This window comes from Adlercreutzia sp. St.1H8 (assembly GCF_059728655.1).
This window is the reverse complement of the sequence record NZ_AP039376.1, coordinates 2,547,222-2,567,477: the sequence shown is the minus strand read 5'-3', so window position 1 is coordinate 2,567,477 and position 20,256 is coordinate 2,547,222. Positions and strand designations below refer to the sequence as shown.

The following is a 20,256-nucleotide window of genomic DNA, read 5'->3' as shown; positions in this document are numbered from 1 at the left end:
ACGAGCCCGGGGGCGCTCATGAGTGGCTCCCCGGGCTATTTTCGCACGGAAGGCGTCTTAGCGGCTGAGGAAATCCTCCGCAGCCGACTCAATGGAGGCGACGTCGCCGTCGATCACCTCGGCGAATCGCACGGGCATCTCGTCGAGGGAGGAGAGCCCGGCGGGGATGGCTCGCCCACCCGTCTCTCGCGAGATGAGCTCGTTGAGCTGGCAGCCAGTGAGGGCCGCCACGTCTGCGGGCAGCGGGGCGCCGGCCGGCAGATCGTGGAGGGCGCGGTACACGTTGTCGCCGAACTTCGCCCAGTGGGCCGTGCTGGCTATGAGCACCGGGTTCTCGCCGCGAACGTTCTGGGCCACGCGGTAGGCGACGGCCGTGTGCGGGTCGAGCAGGTAGCCGTGCTCATCGAGAACCTCTCGGATGACGGCGAGGCACTCGTCGTTTCCTACGGAGCCTGCCACGAAGTCAGCACGCACCTTGGCGAAGGTGTCGGCGTCTACGCGGAAGCGGCGGCTTTCCGACAAATCGCGCATCCAGCCGGCAATGGCCTGGGTGTCGCGACCGGTGAGCTCGAAGAGCTGGCGCTCCAGGTTCGAGGAGACGAGGATGTCCATCGAGGGGGAGGGGGTGGTCACGAAGTCGCGGTCGGAGATGTCGTAGGTGCCGGTGTTGATGAAGTCGGCGAGGACGCGGTTCTCGTTGCTGGCGCACATGAGCGTGCCGAAGGGAACCCCCATGGCCTTCGCGTACCAGGCGGCCAGGATGTTGCCGAAGTTGCCCGTGGGCACGCAGACGTCCACGGGTGCGCCGGCCTCCACCTTGCCCTGGGCTACTAGCTCAGCATAGCTGGAGACGTAGTAGACGATCTGGGGCATGAGACGCCCCCAGTTGATGGAGTTGGCGCTCGAGAGGGCCACGCTGTGCTCGCGGAGAAGCTTCTGGGCGAAGGCATCATCCGAGAAGGCCTTCTTGACACCGGTTTGGCAGTCATCGAAGTTGCCGCGCACGCCCCATACTTGGACGTTGTCGCCAGCGGTGGTGACCATCTGCTTGCGCTGGATGTCGCTCACGCCGGTGTCGGGGAAGAGCACGCCGATGCGCACGCCCTCGGCGTTCTTGAAGCCCTCAAGTGCTGCCTTCCCCGTATCGCCGGAGGTGGCGACCAGGATGAGGAACTCGTGGTCGAGCTGTCCGGACTCGCGCAGGGCGCTTGCGCTGGCGGAGAAGAACTGCGGTAGGCACTGGAGCGCCATGTCCTTGAAGGCGCTGGTGGGCCCATGCCACAGCTCGAGGACGTGCGTATCGTCATCCAGCGAGGTGATGGGGCAGATGGCGTCGTCATCGAAGTTGTCGCCGTAGGAGCGGGCCATCAGGCGGTCGATCTCATCGTCGGGAAGGTCGATGGCGAAGGCCTTGTAGATGGCCGCTGCGCGCTGGGCGTAGGGCAGCTTGGCGAGGGCCGTGATCTCCTTAAGGGTGAGCGTGGGGATGTGCTCGGGCACATAGAGGCCGCCACCTTGGGCCAGGCCGTTTACGACGGCCTCGGTGAAGGGAACGGGGGCCTCGCAGCAGCCGCGCGTGTCGACGTAGAGGTTCTGGCCGGCTTCGCCGGATGAGGCGTTTGTCATGGGGTCTCTTCCTTCTCTGGGACGGACGCGGACAAGTATACTATGCTGCGATTCGGGCCGGCTTGCCGCCGCCCCAGGTTTTCATGCAACGCGCAATCGCCCTGCGTGGGCGGCGCGTCGTCTGGTCGCGAGGCGAGGAGGGCCCATGGCGCAGCGCACGTTCTCGGTCTTTGGGGATTCCATTTCTACTTTCGAGGGGGTGACGAGCCCGGCCAACCGCATCTACTATGCGGGCGACCTGCGACGGTCGACCGGCGTGCTCGAGCCGGAGGACACCTGGTGGGCCCGGGTGATCGCACATTTCGACGGCAGGCTGGTGTCGAACGCGGCGTTTTCCGGCTCGATGGTGGATGGCGCGGGATTCCCTGCCGGGCACACGCCTGAGCGCATCGCGGAGATTGCGGGGCCTGACGGCGAGGAGCCCGATGACGTGCTGGTGTTCATCGGCATCAACGACTATGGGTGGGCCGGTCCTTGGGCCCAGGCTGCGGCGCGCAGCGCGGCCATGCCGCAGTGTCCCGAGGCGCTGGCCGTCCCCGAGGGCGAGCCCGGGCCTGCGACTGAGGAGTCGCTGCCGTCATTCGCTCGCGCCTATGATGCCATGCTTGCTCGGATGCGGAAGGCCTGCCCCCATGCGCGCATCTGGTGCCTGACGCTGCTGCCTGGGCGTGAGCTCGGGGCGGGGCGCGCCTCCTTCGCGTACCGGCTGCGTGGGATCGACCTCGATGACTACAACGACGTCATCCGCGCATCGGCAGTTGCCAATGGCTGCCTGGTGGCCGATGTGCGCGCTGCGGGCTTCGACTACGAGGCGAGCGACGGCACCCATCCCACCGGGCGAGGCATGGAGCAGCTCGCCGCCCTTGCCGTGGCGGCAATGGAGGCGGTCGAAGCTGCCGCGGGGCGGGTGGACGCGGAACAGGCCGCCCTGGCTGAGGCGTTCGCGGGCCTTTCCGCAGACCTGCTTCCGGAGGAGATGCGATCGGATCGGCGCTGCGAGAAGGAGAGCTGTTTCGGCTGCGAGTTCGCCCGGGGGACGGGCGCCGTCTGGTCTTGCGTCTGCGATTTGCCCTAGGCGTGCCGCCGCTGGGGGCTCTTCAGCCTTTCGGGCCGGGAGGTTCCTAATTCTGAGCGAAAAAGTTATCCATGGTTCCATTTGGTAAGAGTTTGCTGTATGATACTTTTTGTTTCAGTAAGCTAACACTGATAGGAGTCTGCATGGAAGGCGTGATGACGATGACCGGCGCTGGCTTCGCTGGCGCTGCAGACGGCAGGGTGACCGTCGTCTCCGCTGCCGTTCCGGCGACGATGGACCCGACGACCGCGGCGGGCGCGCTGCCCCAGATGCCGCTCACGTTTCTGCGAAGCGGGGACGCGGCGCGCGTGGCGAAGGTGCGCGGACGCGGCGAGGTGCATCATCATCTGGAGAACCTCGGCTTCGTCGAGGGCGCCGTCGTGCGCGTGGTGAGCGAGCAGGCCGGCAACTACATCGTCGAGGTCAAGGGCGCTCAAGTGGCGCTCGACCGTTCGGTGGCGTCGAAGATCATCACCGCCGCTGCTTAGGGCCGAGCTGCCGGCTGCATTCCGCGCAGTGCCTGGGTCGCATCATGGCGCGTACGAATGTTTCACGTGAAACATTCGCGTGGCATGGGAGTTCGCGAGGCATGGGGCGGGGCGATGTGGCTGCGGGGCCGAGCGCGATGCAGCTGCGAGGGCGAACGCGATAGGGCGGGCGTCTTGCGAGCGCCTCGCGAGCGGTTCGCGATGATCTTGCGAGGATCCCGGGAGAGCCCTCGGGGGCTTCGGAGAGACTTTGGCGGGACTTTGCCGGGGTCCCGGCGGGATTGCTCGGAATCTTGCTGAGATTCCGCCGGCATTTCGCGGGAATCGCTCCCGTTGTGGCGTACGAGTGTTTCACGTGAAACATTCCGGCGGCGGGTGACGCGTCTTCGGGCAGATGCCTATCAGTGCTAGCACCACGAGTTTGAAGGGAAGGAAAGGAATGAGTGAGATGGAAGGGACGCGGACGCTGCGCGACGTGCCGGTGGGGCAGTCGGCAGTGGTTCGTCGCCTGACGGGTGAGGGTGCGGTGAAGCGCCGCATCATGGACATGGGCATCACGAAGGGCACCGATGTTTTCGTGCGCAAGGTGGCGCCGCTCGGCGATCCCATCGAGGTGACCGTGCGCGGCTTCGAGCTGTCGCTGCGCAAGGACGAGGCCCAGCAGGTGCTGGTCTCCTAGGGCCCCCGGGTCGCGCCCTCGCGCCACGCCAGATCGGCCGCACCTCCTGGGGTCGTGTCGAGCGGCGGCGTCTGAGGTGTCGCGTATCCCGCGCCGGCTTGCGTCCAGCGCCCTGCGCTTGGGCTTGGCTCGCGCCCTTCGCTTTGAGTCCGGGGCTCCGCGCTCCGTGCCCCGAGCTTCGTGCTCCGAGCTTCGTGTCTTGGGCCGCGTACCCCGAGCCCCGCGCTCTGAGCCATCGCTCTGCGTTTCGCATCCTGCGGCTTGCGCTTGCTCGCTCGCGTGGCGCCGATCATCCGGGCCGCCCTACTGGCTCCGCTGGCGAGGATCTTTCGCAAGCGGCTGGTTCATCGCGAGTGAAAAGCCAGTTCGAACGCGGAGTTTTGCACTTTTGGCGATGGGGGGCTCCGAGGCGGCCAAGCGGCAAAGCGGCCAAGCGGCTGGGGGGTCACGGTCGCGTTCGCGCAGGGGCGCGATTTTTTTGGCATTGCAGTTAGTAGTGGTTAACTTAAGTTGACGCTAATGAGAGAGATACGAGAGAAACACGAGAGAGACGGAAGGCAGATCATGGGAATCAACATTGCGCTTGCCGGCAATCCCAACTGCGGCAAGACGACCATGTTCAACGAGCTCACGGGGGCCAACCAGTACGTTGGCAACTGGCCCGGCGTGACCGTTGAGAAGAAGGAGGGCAAGTACACCCGCGACAAGGACGTGACCGTCACGGACCTGCCGGGAGTGTACTCGCTTTCCCCCTACACCCCCGAGGAGATCGTCACGCGTGACTACCTGCTGAGCGGGCAGCCCGACGTGGTGGTCAACCTGGTGGACGCCACCAACCTGGAACGCAACCTGTACCTGACCACGCAGATCCTGGACCTGGGCCTGCCGGTGGTCGTCGCGCTCAACATGATGGACCTGGTGCGCAAGAACGGTGATGAGATCAATGTGGAGGGGCTCTCGCAGCGTCTGGGCTGTCCCGTTGTCGAGACCACCGCGCTCAAAGGGCGGGGCGTCGAGGAGCTTATCGCGAAGGCGGTCGAGGCGGCCAAGGCGGGCCAGCCTGCCACTCCCGAGCTGCGCTTCTCCGGCGATGCCGAGGCGGCGCTCGCGCAGGTGTCCGACATCCTGGGCTCTCGCGTGAAGCCGGCCCAGGCTCGCTGGTTCGCCATCAAGCTGCTGGAGGGCGAGGAGCTGACCATCGACGCGCTCGGCTTGCCGGCGGATGACCTGGTGCGCATCGACGCCATCCGCGAGGCGCTTGAGGAGGCCGAGGATGACGACGCCGAGTCCATCGTCACCAACGAGCGCTACGACAACATCGGCGAGGTGTGCGCCGCGTGCGTCAAGAAGTCGCCCAAGGCCCTGACCACCACCCAGAAGATCGACCGCGTGGTCACCAACCGCGTCCTCGGCCTGCCCATCTTCATCGTCATCATGTTCCTCGTGTACTACATCTCCGTGTCCACGGTGGGCACGCTCGTGACCGACTGGGCCAACGACGGCCTGTTCGGCGACGGCTGGCTCTACACCAACACCGAGTCCTACGAGGCCGACGCCGAGGAGTACGAGGGCTACCAGGCGCAGATCGATGCCTACCTGGAGGCGGCCGAGAAGGACGGCCTGGACGTGGAGGGCTTCACCGCCGCCCTCGCGGCTGAGGAGCCCAACGCCGAGGACGAGGAGGTCATCGAGAACTTCCTATACGCCGCCGCCAGCGCAGGCGTCGAGGGCGAGATGGAGGTCGAGGACGAGGAGACCGGCGAGGTCGCCATCGAGACCATCGGCTCCGCCGCCTTCGCCAGGGCCCTCGAGGCTGAGGAGCCCGATCCGGCAGGCTACGGCCTCTACCACGTGGGCGTGCCCGTGGTGGTGGGCGGCTGGCTCGAGGCCATTGACGCCGCGCCGTGGATCCAGTCGCTCATCCTGGACGGCATCATCGCCGGCGTGGGTGCCGTTATCGGCTTCATCCCGCAGCTGATCGTGCTGTTCATCCTGCTCGGTTTCTTGGAGGGCTGCGGCTATATGGCGCGCGTTGCCTTCATCATGGACCGCGTGTTCCGCCGCTTCGGGCTTTCGGGCAAGTCCTTCATCCCGATGCTCATCGCGAGCGGCTGCGGCGTGCCCGCCGTCATGGCCACCAAGACCATCGAGAACGAGCGCGATCGCCGCATGACCATCATGACCACCACCATGATCCCCTGTGGTGCCAAGCTCCCCATCATCGCGCTGGTCTTCGGCGCTCTGGCGGGCGGCGATTACGAGGCCACCTGGTGGGTGGCGCCCCTGTTCTACTTCATGGGGCTGGCTGCCATCATTCTGTCCTGCATCATCCTCAAGAAGTTCAAGGCCTTCTCCGGCGAGGCGGCTCCCTTCATCATGGAGCTGCCCCAGTATCACCTGCCCACGGTGAAGAACGTGCTGCTGTCCATGTGGGAGCGCGTGCGCAGCTACGTGGTGAAGGCCGGAACCATCATCTTCCTGTCTTCGATGGTCATCTGGTTTTTGCTCAACTTCGGCTTCTACGAGGGGCAGTTCGGCCTGCTTGACCCCGACATGGACGACTACATCCAGTACAGCCTGATGGCTGGCTTGGGCAACCTGCTGGCGTGGGTCTTCGCGCCGCTGGGCTTCGGCACCTGGGAGTCCACCGTCACCTCCATCACGGGCCTGGTGGCCAAGGAGAACGTCGTGGCCACCGTGGGCGTCATCACCAGCCTCGGCGAGGCGGGCGAGACCGATCCGTCCCTGTGGGCCTCCTTTGCCGCCATGCTGGGCGGCGGCAGCGCGGCCATCATGGCCTTCTGCGCCTTCAACCTGCTGTGTGCTCCCTGCTTCGCGGCCATCGGCACCATCCGCCGCCAGATGATGTCCGCCAAGTGGACCTGGGCGACCATCGGCTACCTGTGCGGGTTCGCCTGGTGCGTGGGCCTCATGATCTACCAGCTGGGCGGCCTGGCCCTGGGTGAGGTGGACTTCAGCCTGTGGACTGTGGTGGCCCTGGCCGTGCTGGCGGGCATGCTGTTCCTGCTGCTGCGCCCCGCGCCGCGTCCCAAGCAGGACAAGGTGGCTGCCGGCACGGCCGCCCAGAACGCCTAGAGTCCGACGTCTGAAGGAGAACGACGATGCTTGAGATGGCCTTCACCCCCTCGACGGTGCTGCTGCTGGCGGTCATCGCCGCCCTCGCTGCCCTGGCGGTACGGCGCCTGACCCATCGTGGCCTCTGCGACTGCCACGATAAGGAGGGAGGCTGTGCCGGATGCGCGGGCTGCGCCGGCGGCAGCTGTCCCTCGGGCGGCTGTCCTTCCCAGGGAGCGTCGTCCCTCGGGCTGTCGGACAAGCCAGCCCTGGCGGCCTCGATCCCGGCCCGTTGCGACGGCGGTTTGGTCGAACGCTGAGCCTTCCGCCTGGCAGCGACGGGCTGTGGTACCATAGCCCGTACCTAAGGAAGGGAGGGGTGCGGTGGAGAAGATGTCCATGTCCCACGAGGACTATCTCGAAGCCATGGTCATGCTGGGGGCCTCGCCGGAGAAGCCCATCCGGTCCGTCGACGTGGCTACCAAGATGGGCGTCTCGAAGGCGTCGGTCAACAAGGCCATGTCGGTTCTGAAGGAGAAGGGCTACGCGGAGCAGCCCTACTACGGCGACATCACCCTGACGAAGCCGGGCTACGATTACGGCTTGTCGGTGCTGGATCGTCATAACCTGCTGTTCCAGTTCCTGCACAAGGCCCTCGGCATCCCCGAGGAGCGAGCTGACCACGAGGCCTGTCTCATGGAGCACGCCATCAGCGACGAGTCGTTCGAGAAGTGGTCGACCTACATCAAGGGGCTCAACCTGTAGGGTCGTCGTCTGAGAAGACGCGAGGCGCCCGGTTCCGCGAAGGCGGGGCCGGGCGTCTTTGCGTTGGGAACAGGTTGCTTTAGGCCATCGAAATGTTGGCCTATGGCGTCGAAGCCGCTCGTTTTCGACCCCTTTTCTGCTCGATAAGGTGTGAGCGGAAGGAGGGGAACGGTCGATCGTCTCTTCCCCGAGGCTGTCTCGGCCTTCTGATCCTCCTTCTGGCCAATCGAGGATAAGGAGGAGCGAATATGGAAATTAGCGAGGCGTGCGTTCGTGTTCCCCACGACAAGCCCTATCGCTATCAGGTGGGAGACCTGACTGTCACGCGGGGAAGCGCCTGGTCGGGCCCTGGATGCCACGACGGCTGCGGGGTGCTCATGTTCACCGACAAGGATGGCAAGCTCGTCCGCGTCGAAGGCGACCCCGATAATCCGTACAACCAGGGACGTCTCTGCTGTCGTTGCCTGGCGCTGACTGAGGCTGTGAACCATGAGGATCGTCTGCGTTATCCTCTCAAGCGAGACCCTCAGTTCCGCGGAGATGCCTCTAAGTGGGAGCGCATCACGTGGGAAGAGGCCTTCGACACCATTGAGGAGAGATTCAAGTACTACCGGGATAACTTCGGCGCGGAGTCGGTCTCGTTCTGGAAGGGCACCGGCCGCGATATCGCCACGTACATCTCGCGCCTGGCCTGGTCGTTCGGAAGTCCTAACCTTACGTCGGGCATCAACGGCATCGCTTGCTATCTCCCCCGTGTGTTTGGCTGCCAATCCACTTGCGGTAATTTCTACGTGGGCGACTACTCCCAGCAATTTGCCGATCGCTACGACAATCCGGCCTGGAAGGTGCCGGAGATTATTCTGATCTGGGGAAACAACCCCATCGCCTCCAACTCTGATGGTTTGTATGGCCCTTGGATCACCGACTGCATGCATCGCGGGAGCGAGTTGGTGGTTATCGATCCGCGCTTGACCTGGCTTGCCTCGCGTGCCAAGTACTGGCTGCAGATTCGCCCTGGCACCGACGCAGCCCTGGCCATGGGCATGGCCAACGTCATCATCAAGGAGGGCCTCTACGATCATGAGTTCGTGGAGCGCTGGTGCTATGGGTTCGACGAGTTTGCCGAGAGGGTGAGCGAGTGGACTCCGGCACGGGTGGCCGAGGTGTGCTGGGTGGACGAGGAGGAGTTCGTCGAAGCCTCTCGCGCCATCGCTGCCGCTGATGGCATGGCGCTGCAATGGGGCGTTGCCATCGACCAGACTAAGGAGGCTCTGCCGGGCAGCCAGGCTATGTTCTCCATCGCGGCCATCACGGGCAATCTGGAGAAGCCGGGTGGCATGATCGTTCCGCCGGAGCTCCTGCAGTACATTGGTGGCTGGGGTAGCGAATTCCTCTCGCCGGAGCAGAAGGAGAAGATGCTCGGCCTTAAGGAGTACCCCTTCTATCGATCGGGTGTCACTAATGCTTCCGACCAGCTGATTCTCCGTGCCTGTGAGACTGGTGAGCCCTATGTCCAGAAGGCGGCTTGGATCCAGACCTCGGATCTGCTGACGGGTACGGGTCCCGATCCGGTGCGTGCGGAGAAGGCGTTGCTGCTCAATGAGTTCAACGTGGGCGTCGACCTGTTCATGACGGTTACGATGAACAAGCTGTGTGACATTGTTCTGCCCGCGGCTACGTATCCGGAGCGCAATGGCATTCGCGTGGGCGATGGCGTGCAGCACGGAGAGACCATCAACAAGGCTGTTGACGGCGGCGAGGTCAAATCGGATATGGAGATCAACCTCGAGCTGGGCAAGCGGTTCAATCCTGAGGCGTGGCCTTGGGAGACGGTGGAAGACATGTACTCCTACATCTTGGAGCCCACCGGCCTTACTTTCGAGCAGATGCAGGAGGAGGCTCCCGTCTATCTGCCTTACGAGTATTACAAGTACGAAAAGGGGCTGCTGCGACCGGATGGCCAGCCAGGCTTCAACACCCCTACGGGTCGTGTGGAGCTCTGGTCGACGTTCTACGCCAATCTGGGGATGGATCCCATGCCCGCTTATCACGAGCCGGCGCCTAGCCCCTATTCCACGCCGGACAAATACGAGGATTATCCCCTGATCATCATCACCGGCTGCCGTGACTTCAATACGTTCCATAGCGAGAACCGACGCCAAGAGCACCTGCGCGCCATCGCTCCCGAGCCTACGCTTGAGATCCATCCTGATACCGCCGCCGCCTATGGCGTGAACGATGGTGAGTGGGTATGGGTGGAGGGCCTTTATGGCCGCGCCAAGCGCATGATCAAGACTACGCCGGCCGTCGATCCTCGCGTGGTGGCTACTACTCATGGTTGGTCGCATCCCGAGGCTGGCTTGGAGAACAACTTCGACGTCGACGATCTCAACATCAACCGCCTGCTCGACTGGGATTCCGTGGGCGAATGCGGCGTAGGGTCGAACTACAAGTCAAGCCTGTGCCGCATCTACAAGGTAACTGACGAGAGCTAGGGGGAGATGGATATGACAAAGGCGTTCCTCATCAATTACGACGACTGCTTTGGCTGCCATGCCTGCGAGGTGGCATGCCAGATGCTTCATGACCTGCCGGTGGGCCAGTACGGCATCAAGGTGGAGTGCGTGGGCCCTTGGGAGTACGGCACGAAGAAGTGGCAATACGACTTCGTGCCTGTGTATACCGCTCAGTGCACCCAGTGTCCCGAACGCACGTCGGCCGGCCTCCTTCCCTCATGCGTGCAGCATTGCGAGGCGCAATGCCTGAGGTACGGCGACGTGGATGATCTGGCTGCCGAGTTGGATGGCCAGCAGAAGCTCATTCTTCAAGTGCCTCCGAAGCCCTGCAGCGGCGCTATTGCGTAGAAAGGAAGGAAAATGAACGAGAAAAAGGAGACAAGGGGTCTTGTCTGGCTCGTTGTCGGCGTTGTGCTGATTGCATTGGCGGCGCTGGTGGTGGATATCCCTGGACTCTCTCACGAAGGCACGCTTTCGTTGGCTATTCTGCTCGTCGGAATCATCTATTGGGCTACGGGCTGTCTGCCGGTGCCGGTGACAGCCATGGCCATGGTGGCCGTTATTCCCCTGTTCGGCATAATGTCGTTCAACGATACCTGGGCTGCTACCATGTCGAGCCTCATTCTCTTTCTGGTGGGTACGTTTGGGTTCACCGTATTCATCAAGCACTCTTCGGTGGCGCAGCGCCTCATTGCCGTCATCCTGCGGTGGTCGGGCACCAATCCGAAGAAACTCATCCTCGGGTTCATGATTGTTTCCGCAGCTATATCCACTGTTATGAGCAATATCGCGCTGGCGGCGGTCATGATGGCGCTGGTTCATTCGCTGCTGCAGGAGAGCGGCTGCGACGAGGGCGAGTCGCGTCTGGGCAAGGCGATGGCCGTCGCAGTGCCTTGGGCCGTGGTCATCGGCTCCATGCTCACTCCCTGCGGTGGCCCCATCAACCTGATGGTTATCGGCATGGTTCAGACGACCTTTGGCATAGAGATTACTTTTGCCCAGTGGGTGATGGTGGCCGCCATTCCCGTTGTGGTGCTGCTTATTGGCACTTGGCTTGCTGCGGTGATGGTGTTTAGGCCCGAGCCTCTGTCCCAGGAGGCTGTGGATTCCGGCATCCGGAGCGCTGGCGAGCTGCCGCCTATGCCGTTCCGCGAGCGTGCCAACGTAGCCATCATCCTCATCACGCTTGTTCTGTGGATCGCCGGTTCTTGGGTCGCCATGCTCAATACCACTTCGGTGGCCCTGCTGGCTCTGTCTGCCATGTTCATTCCGCGGCTGCGCGTCATCAAATTCGACGATTTCGTTAAAGAGAGTCCTTGGGGGCTGCTTCTCATGCTGATGGCCGTGAACGCCATCGTTGCGGCGCTTACCAGCACCGGCACGGTCGACTGGCTCATCAACGTTGTCTTCGGCGATGTGGCTGCGATGCCCTGGCTGCTGACGCTACTTGTTTGCTCGATCGTGACCATGGCTATCCACAACGTCATTCCTGGCGGCCCGGCCGTCGCCGGCCTGGTGACGGTGCCCTTTGTGGGCTTCATGGTGGCCTCGGGCGGCAGCGTGGTCTCCATGGCCATGACGGTTGCCTGGTGGTCTGCCATCGCCTACCTCTTGCCTCTCGATGCAGTGAACCTGGTGTCCTACCAGGGCTACAAGTACCTGAAATTTGGCGACATGGCCAAGTGTGGGTGGGTTCCTACCGTTCTGCAGGTGGCGCTCAACTGCACTGTGATGCCCCTCATGTGTTCAGTTCTGGGGCTTGTGTAAGACGTTTGCCTCGGGGCGAAGGCCCGGAAGAGAGCCTTCGCCCCATCCAGATGAGGTGGCTCGGGGCATGAAGTGAGGGGGCGCGGGGTCAATGGAGGCGCGTGCGGTTCGCGGAAATCTCTTGGGTACGCTTAGAAAGGCGGCGCCTTTCGTCGTGGCGGCTGTCTTGCTGGCGTCGGCGCTTATGGGCCCAGAGGTGCCTGGACTTGGCCATGAGGGCAAGGCCACCGTGGCCATTCTTCTGGTTGCGGTGGTGCTCTGGGTGAGCGAGGCTCTTCCTCTGGCAATTACGGCGCTGCTCATGCTCGTGGCCATGCCGCTTTGTGGCGTATGCTCCTACGAGGATGCGTTTGCCAACTCCATCGGTAGCACGGTTTTCTTTCTGCTTGGCCCTTTCGCGTTTACTGTTGCCCTTGATGCGACTTCGATACCGACGCGCATAGCTGGGGCTGTGTTGGCCTGGTCGGGGACAAGCTCGCGCAAGATGCTTTTCGGACTGATGGCGGCTGTGGCGGCGCTCTCTACTGTCATGTCCGACGTGGCGGCTTGCGGGGTGTTTATCTCTGTGGGCAAGCGCTTGCTGGAATTGAATGGCGAGAAGGCTGGCTCCTCCTCTTTGGGTAAGGCTCTCATGATGGGCATCCCCTGGGCCTCCTATGCCGGGGGTTGCGCGGTGATGACGGGGAATGGATGCAACGTTTTGGCGGTGGATCTTTTCAGGGATCTCTTCGGTGTGGAGGTGACGTTTGCTCAGTGGTTTATCTTGGGAGCTCCGGTGGCTGTTGCCATGCTGGTGGTGGCCTGGGCGGCTTTAACGACGGTTTTCCGAACGGAGCCCCTTAAGGAGGAAGCCCTGGAACTCATCGTTTCCGAGGCTCGTGCATGCGGCCCTTTGATGCGAGCCGAGAAGGCTACGCTTATCGTGATCGGGGCTGCTCTGATCGGATGGGTGGTTAGCTCGTGGGTGCCTTTCGTCAATACGGCTCTTGTGGCTGTCTTGGCTCTGGCCGCCCTGTCGTTGCCGGGTTGCTGCGTGCTGGATTTTCGCACCTTGCTGTCTCGTATGAATTGGGGCGTCATCCTCATGATTATGAGCGTGATGTCGGTGGCTCATTTCATTGTGGTGACAGGGGCTGGCCAATGGTTCGTTGATGGAGTGGTGGCTCTGGTTCCTGCGGGGCTGCATACGGCAACTGGAATGTTGCTGGCTGCTTCGGTGGCGGGCTGCCTCATCCATGGCGTAGTGCCCGTGGGGCCGGCTGTAGCGGCCGTCTTGGCTTTTCCTCTGGGCTCCCTGGCGGGAGATTACGGAATTAGCGTAGCTGCCATGGTCATGGTCGTGGCTTGGCAGGCGTCGATATCGTATCTGTTGCCTTTGGACTGCGTACCTGTGCTCACCTATGGCTACGGCTATTACACCATGGCCGATATGGTGAGGGTGGGGTGGATACCGTCCGTTGTGCTTGTGGCGCTGTCGGTGACGCTTCTGCCGGCCCTATGCGCGTTTCTCGGGATGCCTTAGGCAGTGCGGGCTAGAGCAGGCGGCAGAGCCCATTGGCGGCAAGCGGTCGAAAGTGCGCATTCAAGGTTGTGAGCAGTGAGAGCACGAATGGCTCATCGAATACCTCCGGATGCGCAGCGATGCCCATCTCCACTCCGTAAGGCGTTCGCAGATCCCGCGCTTCGAGGGATTCATCGCTGGCAGCTTGGGAGAAAGGGGGCACGAGGATGCCGCCGCGTCCTTCGCGGATGATCTGGAGACGGGTTCCGATGTCTTCTATGCAGGTGTCTGCGGGAGATCCGAGATAGTGTTCAAGAGCCACCCTTTGCTCTCCGCTTGAGGAAACAACTGGCAGCTTGGTCAAAGCTTGGCGTCCTACGGGGTCTCCTGGAGCCAGTCCGGCAGCAGTAAAGGCCTGAGGCGTTGCCAGGACGACGTCGTGATAGCGAAGGTAGGGCCTATAGGCTATGCCATGAGAGTGGAGCGAGTCTTGTAAGGCTTGGTTCTGCTCAGTCGAGGTGTCAAAGAACAGCAGGAGCCCAACTCGCTGGATGTCGCTGTCGTCCCCCCCCCGGGGGGGGGGCTGATTGATAAGTGTGCTGACGATGGAGGCGGTATGCATTTGGATGATCTGGGGCTCTGGGGTGGGCAAGCTGAGGCCGCGCAGGCCTTGGCGCAGAAGTGGCAGGAGACCCATGACGAAGAAGAAAGTGCAGCAGTAGGCTTCGATGCGCTTTTGCGCGGTGTCTTGCGGCCGCTGACGATTCTGAGCGAGGAGGAGGTCGTAGTCAGCCACAACGCGACGAGCGTAGGGGAGCAGATCGTGTCCTCGGCGGGTAAGCAAGACGCTATTTGCGTTGCGTACGAAGAGGGGAGCCCCGATAGCCTCCTCGACGTTATGAATAGCGCGACTTATGCCTTGGGGGCTCATGCAGTTTTTCTCAGCGGCAAGCTTGATGGATTGGAGGTCAGCCGCATCTGCGAAGTACCGAAGATGATCGATGCGCATGCACCCTCCTCCCGTCAATGCCTGTTGAACATTATCTCACAAGTGAGGAATGGTAGAGAGGAGGGACGAAGGCGATGTGTGGCCAGTTCTGCACGCTTTGTGGGCGGTGCGCGCTTGTTGCCGGTCGAGACGCGCCGATGAAGATCATCCCGGGCCTGTGCCCTGCCTGTGGCTTCTTGAATGGCCCGACAGCTCATAGCTGCGCTTCATGCGGGGGCGAGCTCCTCTCCTTCGAGGGATTAGCGCTCTCAGAGAGAGGGCGTGAGAGATTAGAAAGGAATGACTATGTGCTTTAGACCTGCAGCTGTTGATGCGGAGCGAACCTGCCCCCATTGCGGAGAGAAGGTCGGCTCGGCGGATTCCGTATGCGCCTCTTGCGGTGCTGAGCTGCCCAAGGGATCGATGGCTCCCGGAGCTCCAGGCGTGCCGGGAGCTCCGGGGATCCCGGCGGCACCGGGTGCGCCGAAGGTGCCCGGCGCTCCGAAGGCGCCCGGAAAGTAAAGAGATGCTGCTTTGCGCGCCCGCTCCGCGAGGAGTGGGCGCCCGGCTGCTTGCACGGAGCGGATAGTGGGCTGCGCCACCTCATGGGCCTTGGCGTTGGGGCCGGGCGCAAAACGAGGTGATTTTCTACGAGAAAGTGCGGATATGCATGACTTTCGCGGTGGTCTTGGCGTCTAAGCGGGGATGGCGTTGGGTGCTGGCGATTGCGACCTGGGCAAACGGGGGATCTGGAAGGAGCGGGCCTTGCGCTTGGCTGGTTCTGTCATGCAAAGCCGCACTTTCTCGCAGGAAAAGGCCGCGAAAGCTGACCGGGTGCGATCGAGTGCGAGGCGGGGCCGGGTGCCTTGACGTTTGGGGGGGCGGGACGGGGCCGGGCGCCTTGGTGTTTGGGGGGGGGGACGTGCGGGCGGGTCGGACGCTCTCGGAAGGGCGTGGCGGGACGCTCGCGGACGGGGAGGCCCGGCGGGCTTGTCTGTTTCGTGACGGCGTTGAGGCGCGGCGCGGGGCTGTGGTATCCTGCGAGAGGCTTCTCGCATACCCGAACTACCAACGAACCCCATGCCTGAAGGAGCACCTCGGACTTGAACCGGCAGACGCATATCGTTTCCTTCGACGACGCGAAGCGCTCGCGTCGTTCTTTTGTGTCTGAAAGCGGTTCCGAATGGGGGAGTCGTGGGGAATCGGGCCGCGGTGCGCGCACTCGTCAGGGCGCTGGGCGCCGCTCGAGCGACGCCCCTGGCGCTGCGGGCCGCCCGACTGCCGGCACGCGTGCGGGCGCGCGGGACGCAATGCGACCTGGGCGTGAGGCCGGTCGTGGCGCGGCGCGCCCTGCGGACATATCGGGCGTCGGCGCGACGTTGGGCTCCGTCGTGGGGCGGGCCTCTCGCGACGCGTCGTCCGTCGGCGCGGCAGCGGGCCGCTCCTCTCGCGGATCCCTCCCGGGCGGCCGCGAGACCTTCCGCTACGACGGCCTGCGTGACGAGGTACGCGTGCTGGACGGCGGCTCGCCCGCCCGCGGCACTCGCTCGCGCGGTGCGGTGCCGGCCGCCGCTCGTGGCGCAGCCTCCTCGCTGGTCGCCGAGGGGCGCCGACCGCGCGGCGCGTCCGCTGAGGCGCGGGTCGCCCGCCGCGACGCTGGCGAGGCGGCAGCCGAAGACTACCTGGAGCGCACCCGCGCCCGCCGTGACACGCGCGACGAGGGCGTCGAGGACGAGCCGCCTGCCAAGCGCGGCCTGATGGGCCGCCTGTCGAAGGCGCGGCGCAGCGCCTCCAAGGCCAAGGCCGACCGTGAGTTCACCCGCCGCTACGGCGACGACAAGCCCTCGGCCGCCGAGTCGGGCCCTCGCGCCGCTGTCTACGAGACCCAGATGGGCCGCCAGCACAAGCGCGCCGCACGCCTGCAGGACGGCCGGGACGGTGCGCGCCGCTCGTCCGCTCCGTCCCGCCCCTCTGACAAGCGGGAGGCCGGCTCGGCCCGCAACCGCCTGGTCACCCTGGGCGCTGTGGCCGTATGCCTGCTGCTGACCTGCGTGTTTCTCTATCCGCCGGCCCAGCAGTACTACCAGGAGGTGCGCGAGCGCGACCGTCTGCAGGCCGAGTACGACGCCATCCAGCAGCGCAACGACGCCATCCAGCGCGAGGTGGACTACCTGTCAGCCGACGCTGGGGTGCAGGACAAGGCTCGCGCGGAGTTCGGCTGGGTGATGGAGGGCGAGCGCTCTGTGAGCGTCACGGGCATCGACGTGCCGGATGAGTCGAGGTTCACGGCCAACATCGTGGCGGGCGAGATTCCCGCGCCTGAGACCTGGTACTCCTTCCTCGACCCGCTGTTCGGGGTGAGCTAGCGCCGCCCCGCCACCGTGCCGCCGGCTGCGGGCCGACGGCTTTCCCGCAAGCGAAGGGAGCATGTCATGGGGTATCGTCCCGGCCGCTATGCGGCCATCGACATCGGAACCGTCACCTGCCGCATGCTTGTCGCCGATGTGGCGGCTGACGGCGCCATCACCGAGTTGGCCAAGGAATACGCCATCACCAACCTTGGCGAGGGGGTAGACGCCTCGGGCCTGCTCTCGCGCGCTGCCATGGATCGTGTGCTGGCGGCGGTCGACCGCTACCTTGTGGTGCGCGACGCCCTGGCCGAGCCGGGCCGTCCCGTGACGACCATCGCCATGGCCACCTCGGCGACCCGTGACGCGGCCAACGGCGCCGAGTTCGCGGCGCTCCTGGCCGAGCGCGGCGTCACGCTGGCGGTCATCCCCGGCCAGCGCGAGGCCGCGCTCTCGTTCCTCGGCGCGAGCAGCGGGTTCCCCGGCGAGGACGTGGCGGTGGTGGACATCGGCGGCGGCTCCACCGAGGTGGTGGCCGGCCGCGCTGGCGCGGAGCCGGCGATGGCGCGCTCCTTCGACGTGGGCTGCCGGCGCATGACCGAGCGCTTCCTCGCGTCCGACCCGCCTACCGCCGCCGAGCGCGCGGCCGCCCGGGCCTGGGCGCACGACGAGATGGCCCCCTACTTCGCCGATCTGCGCGCGGCGGTGGGCGTGGGGCGCATGGTGGCCGTGGCGGGGACGGCCACCACGGTGGTGTCCGTCCGCGAGGCGATGGCCTCCTACGACTCGGCGCGCGTGCACCGCGCCTTCGTCTCCGTCGCCGATCTGCGCGCGGTGGCCGAGCGCCTGGAGGAGCTGCCCCTCACCGAGCGCGAGCGGGTGGTGGGGCTCGACCCGGGGCGTGCGCCGGTCATCGTGGCGGGCATGGTCATCCTGGAGGAGGTGCTCGCCCTCATGGGCCTGCCCGGCTTCACGGTGAGCGAGTCCGACATCCTCGACGGCATGGTGCTCGAGGCCGCCCGCGGGTAGTCTCGCCTGCGGCCCGTGGGCTTCCGCCGTCGTGGCGTGAGTGTAAGGTTTTTCCCGGTGCCGCTGTGCTAACATGATGGGCTGTGCTGCGGGGGCGTGGCGGAACTGGCATACGCAGCGGACTTAAAATCCGCCGCCGCAAGGCTTAAGGGTTCGAACCCCTTCGCCCCTACCAATATCTTCCGCCGCACGCTGACCGTCCGACCCTAGGCAAGAAAGCGCTATGGATACCATCAACGAGATCATCGCAGGCGTTGAGAAGCCCCCCACCTCCTTCGAGGAGTACCTGACCTGCTACGCGGACAAGGTGGGCACGCTCGTCAACGAGTACATTCCCCGGGGCACCCATCCTGACATGGACCGCTACCTCTATGAGCCCCTGTTCTCCTACAGCCAGAACGGCGGCAAGCGCCACCGGCCGCTCATCTGCTTCGCGGCCTGCCGAGCCGTGGGTGGCGACATGGAGCGCGCCACCTCGGCGGCTGCGGCCATCGAGCACTTCCACACGGCGGCGCTCATCCATGACGACATCGCCGACGAGGCCGAGCTGCGCCGCGGCGAGCCGTGCCTGCACCTCACCGAGGGGCTCGGCTTGGCCATCAACATGGGCGATCTGGCGCTTTCCCTGGTCAACGGCACGGTGATGAACGACGCCAGCCTCGATGACGCCACCAAGGTGCGCGTGGTGACCGAGCTCATCAACATGACGCGCCGCACCATCGAGGGGCAGGCGCTCGACATCGGCTGGGCGCGAGACGGCCGCTACGACATCACGCCCGAGGACTACCTGGTCATGGCCACGCACAAGACCGCCCACTATTCGGGCGCCGTGCCCCTGGCCATCGGCGCCATCATCGGCGGCGGCACGGACGCCCAGGTGGAGGCCCTGCGCAACTACGGCCTGGACACGGGCCTGGCGTTCCAGATCCAGGATGACCTGCTCAACCTGGTGGGCAGCGAGGAGTCCACGAAGAAGGACTTCCGCAACGACCTGACCGAGGGCAAGCGCACGCTCGTGGTGGTGCACGCGCTGCAGAGCTCGCCGCAGCGCGACCGCCTGATCGAGATCCTCTCCTCGAAGGAGAAGGATCCGGCTGTGCTGGCCGAGGCCGTGGAGATCATGGAGGCGAGCGGCTCGGTGGACTACGCGCGCGCCTACGCGGAGAACCTCACGAGCATCGCGAAGAACCGTCTCATCGACATGGTGGAGCCGTCGCCCTCTCGTGATCTGCTCGTGTCCATGGCCGACTGGTTCGTGAGCAGGTTGAAGTAGCCATGAAGGCCATCGAGATCGGCCAGACGGGCCCCGCCGTCGAAGACGTCCAGCATCGCCTGATGCTCATCGGCCACCTGGCGGAAGACCAGGTGACGGGCTCCTACGACGAGGCCACTGCCCAGGCCGTGCGCGCGTTCTGCCGCAACGTGGGCGTGCCCGAGTCGTCGGAGGTGACCGAGAAGGTGTGGGCGGCCCTGGTGGATGCGTCCTATTCGCTCGGCGACCGCACGCTCTACCTGCGTATGCCCTACTTCCACGGCCATGACGTGCTGGAGCTGCAGCAGGCCCTCGGCGCGCTCGGCTTTGCCGTGGGGCATGAGGACGCCATCTTCGGTGCCTACACCGAGATGGCCCTGCGCAAGTTCCAGCTGAACCTGGGCCTGCCCTCGGACGGCATCGCCGGCGCCTACACCTACGCGGCCCTCCGCAACCTTCATCACTCGTGGGAGGGGAAGGGGGCGGCCCACGCGCCGCTGCACCTGGGCTTTGCCCGCGCGGCCGACGTGCTGGAGGCCAACGCGCTGTGCCTGTTCGGCACCGACGGCTTCACGCGGTCGGTGGCCTCGCGCATGTCGAACCTGGCGCTGGCCACGAACCCGGCCTCTAAGATAGTGAGTGCCGACGCGCTCTCGGTGGCGCCGGACGACCGCATGCTGCTCGTGCACGTGGCGGTGCAGGGCGCTCCGGTGGAGGAAGCCGTGCCCGCCGTGGACTGCACTGACGACGAGGGGCTCTCCCTGCGGCTCAAGACCGCCATCGCGGCGGCTCGCGCCGCGCGGCCGGCCCGCATCACGCTGGCGCTGCCGAGCCAGATGTGGGAGGACGCCGGCGCCGATCGCTCGGCCCAGCACTTCGCCATCACGCTGCTCGACGCGCTCTGCCTGGCGCTTTCGGAGTAGCGCCTCTGCCTGAGGAAGGGAAGGCGGCGGAGTTTCACCGGTGGTCTGCTGGCCGGGTGTCGCGCCGCTTGCGCCGGATGCGGCTCGCGCCCGGTTCTCGCCGCAGAGCGTCCGCGCTTCCGTCACGGAGCCGCCGGCTCCTTCCTCCCGCCGCCTTTGTTTCGCCATAGTTAACTGTGCCGTTTTCCCGCAGGGGCCGGTGGTACAATGCTGGGGTTTTACGT

17 protein-coding genes, 1 tRNA gene and 1 pseudogene are annotated in these 20,256 nt (G+C 64.8%); 16 read left to right on the top strand and 3 right to left on the bottom strand.

Annotated features, from left to right (window positions below; all coding sequences use genetic code 11):
* Positions 1–57: 57 nt before the first annotated feature.
* The gene (gene thrC, locus AC6I0Y_RS10200) at positions 58–1,626 is read right to left on the bottom strand and encodes a threonine synthase (protein ID WP_497731573.1); all 1,569 of its coding nucleotides are present in this window, start codon (positions 1,624–1,626) and stop codon (positions 58–60) included.
* Between the two features lie 145 nt (positions 1,627–1,771).
* Between thrC and AC6I0Y_RS10195 the strand changes: the two genes are divergently transcribed.
* From AC6I0Y_RS10195 to AC6I0Y_RS10150, 10 genes are all read left to right on the top strand, one after another.
* On the top strand, positions 1,772–2,701 hold the full coding sequence (locus tag AC6I0Y_RS10195; RefSeq protein ID WP_160707762.1) for an SGNH/GDSL hydrolase family protein: 930 nt from the start codon (positions 1,772–1,774) through the stop codon (positions 2,699–2,701).
* A 143-nt stretch (positions 2,702–2,844) separates the two neighbouring features.
* The gene (locus tag AC6I0Y_RS10190; RefSeq protein WP_236643275.1) at positions 2,845–3,189 is read left to right on the top strand and encodes a FeoA family protein; all 345 of its coding nucleotides are present in this window, start codon (positions 2,845–2,847) and stop codon (positions 3,187–3,189) included.
* A gap of 439 nt (positions 3,190–3,628) precedes the next feature.
* Complete coding sequence (locus tag AC6I0Y_RS10185; protein WP_160707760.1) at positions 3,629–3,868, top strand: FeoA family protein; 240 nt, start codon at positions 3,629–3,631, stop codon at positions 3,866–3,868.
* Positions 3,869–4,432: 564 nt separating this feature from the next.
* On the top strand, positions 4,433–6,964 hold the full coding sequence (gene feoB / locus AC6I0Y_RS10180; protein ID WP_497731569.1) for a ferrous iron transporter B: 2,532 nt from the start codon (positions 4,433–4,435) through the stop codon (positions 6,962–6,964).
* Between the two features lie 26 nt (positions 6,965–6,990).
* The gene (locus AC6I0Y_RS10175) at positions 6,991–7,263 is read left to right on the top strand and encodes a hypothetical protein (protein WP_160707756.1); all 273 of its coding nucleotides are present in this window, start codon (positions 6,991–6,993) and stop codon (positions 7,261–7,263) included.
* Between the two features lie 64 nt (positions 7,264–7,327).
* Positions 7,328–7,708 (top strand): metal-dependent transcriptional regulator, encoded by a 381-nt coding sequence (locus AC6I0Y_RS10170; protein ID WP_160707754.1) that lies wholly within the window; start codon positions 7,328–7,330, stop codon positions 7,706–7,708.
* Between the two features lie 248 nt (positions 7,709–7,956).
* On the top strand, positions 7,957–10,203 hold the full coding sequence (locus AC6I0Y_RS10165) for a molybdopterin-dependent oxidoreductase (RefSeq protein ID WP_160707752.1): 2,247 nt from the start codon (positions 7,957–7,959) through the stop codon (positions 10,201–10,203).
* 6 nt (positions 10,204–10,209) lie between these two features.
* Positions 10,210–10,572, top strand: a complete 363-nt coding sequence (locus AC6I0Y_RS10160; protein ID WP_160707750.1) for a 4Fe-4S dicluster domain-containing protein — start codon at positions 10,210–10,212, stop codon at positions 10,570–10,572.
* A 12-nt stretch (positions 10,573–10,584) separates the two neighbouring features.
* The gene (locus tag AC6I0Y_RS10155) at positions 10,585–11,991 is read left to right on the top strand and encodes an SLC13 family permease (protein WP_160707748.1); all 1,407 of its coding nucleotides are present in this window, start codon (positions 10,585–10,587) and stop codon (positions 11,989–11,991) included.
* Between the two features lie 91 nt (positions 11,992–12,082).
* Positions 12,083–13,513, top strand: a complete 1,431-nt coding sequence (locus tag AC6I0Y_RS10150) for an SLC13 family permease (RefSeq protein ID WP_160707746.1) — start codon at positions 12,083–12,085, stop codon at positions 13,511–13,513.
* Positions 13,514–13,523: 10 nt separating this feature from the next.
* On the opposite strand, the gene AC6I0Y_RS10145 is transcribed toward AC6I0Y_RS10150, so the two are convergent.
* A complete protein-coding gene (locus AC6I0Y_RS10145; protein WP_160707744.1) occupies positions 13,524–13,856 on the bottom strand; it encodes a hypothetical protein in 333 nt (110 codons plus the stop codon).
* A gap of 522 nt (positions 13,857–14,378) precedes the next feature.
* Positions 14,379–14,501 (bottom strand): annotated as a pseudogene (locus AC6I0Y_RS10140) (helix-turn-helix domain-containing protein); the annotation flags it as partial.
* Positions 14,502–14,780: 279 nt separating this feature from the next.
* On the opposite strand from AC6I0Y_RS10140, the gene AC6I0Y_RS10135 reads away from it, so the two are divergent.
* The 6 genes from AC6I0Y_RS10135 (at position 14,781) to AC6I0Y_RS10110 (ending at position 20,032) form a co-directional block, all read left to right on the top strand.
* Positions 14,781–15,002 (top strand): zinc ribbon domain-containing protein, encoded by a 222-nt coding sequence (locus AC6I0Y_RS10135; protein WP_160707740.1) that lies wholly within the window; start codon positions 14,781–14,783, stop codon positions 15,000–15,002.
* Positions 15,003–15,790: 788 nt separating this feature from the next.
* Complete coding sequence (locus AC6I0Y_RS10130; RefSeq protein ID WP_160707738.1) at positions 15,791–16,846, top strand: FtsB family cell division protein; 1,056 nt, start codon at positions 15,791–15,793, stop codon at positions 16,844–16,846.
* Between the two features lie 66 nt (positions 16,847–16,912).
* Positions 16,913–17,857 (top strand): Ppx/GppA phosphatase family protein, encoded by a 945-nt coding sequence (locus AC6I0Y_RS10125; RefSeq protein WP_497731562.1) that lies wholly within the window; start codon positions 16,913–16,915, stop codon positions 17,855–17,857.
* Positions 17,858–17,947: 90 nt separating this feature from the next.
* Positions 17,948–18,032: transfer RNA gene (locus AC6I0Y_RS10120), tRNA-Leu, on the top strand.
* Between the two features lie 48 nt (positions 18,033–18,080).
* Positions 18,081–19,130: a polyprenyl synthetase family protein gene (locus tag AC6I0Y_RS10115; protein WP_160707734.1), complete on the top strand. Its 1,050-nt coding sequence runs from the start codon at positions 18,081–18,083 to the stop codon at positions 19,128–19,130.
* A gap of 2 nt (positions 19,131–19,132) precedes the next feature.
* On the top strand, positions 19,133–20,032 hold the full coding sequence (locus tag AC6I0Y_RS10110) for a peptidoglycan-binding domain-containing protein (protein ID WP_497731559.1): 900 nt from the start codon (positions 19,133–19,135) through the stop codon (positions 20,030–20,032).
* Positions 20,033–20,256 lie beyond the last annotated feature (224 nt).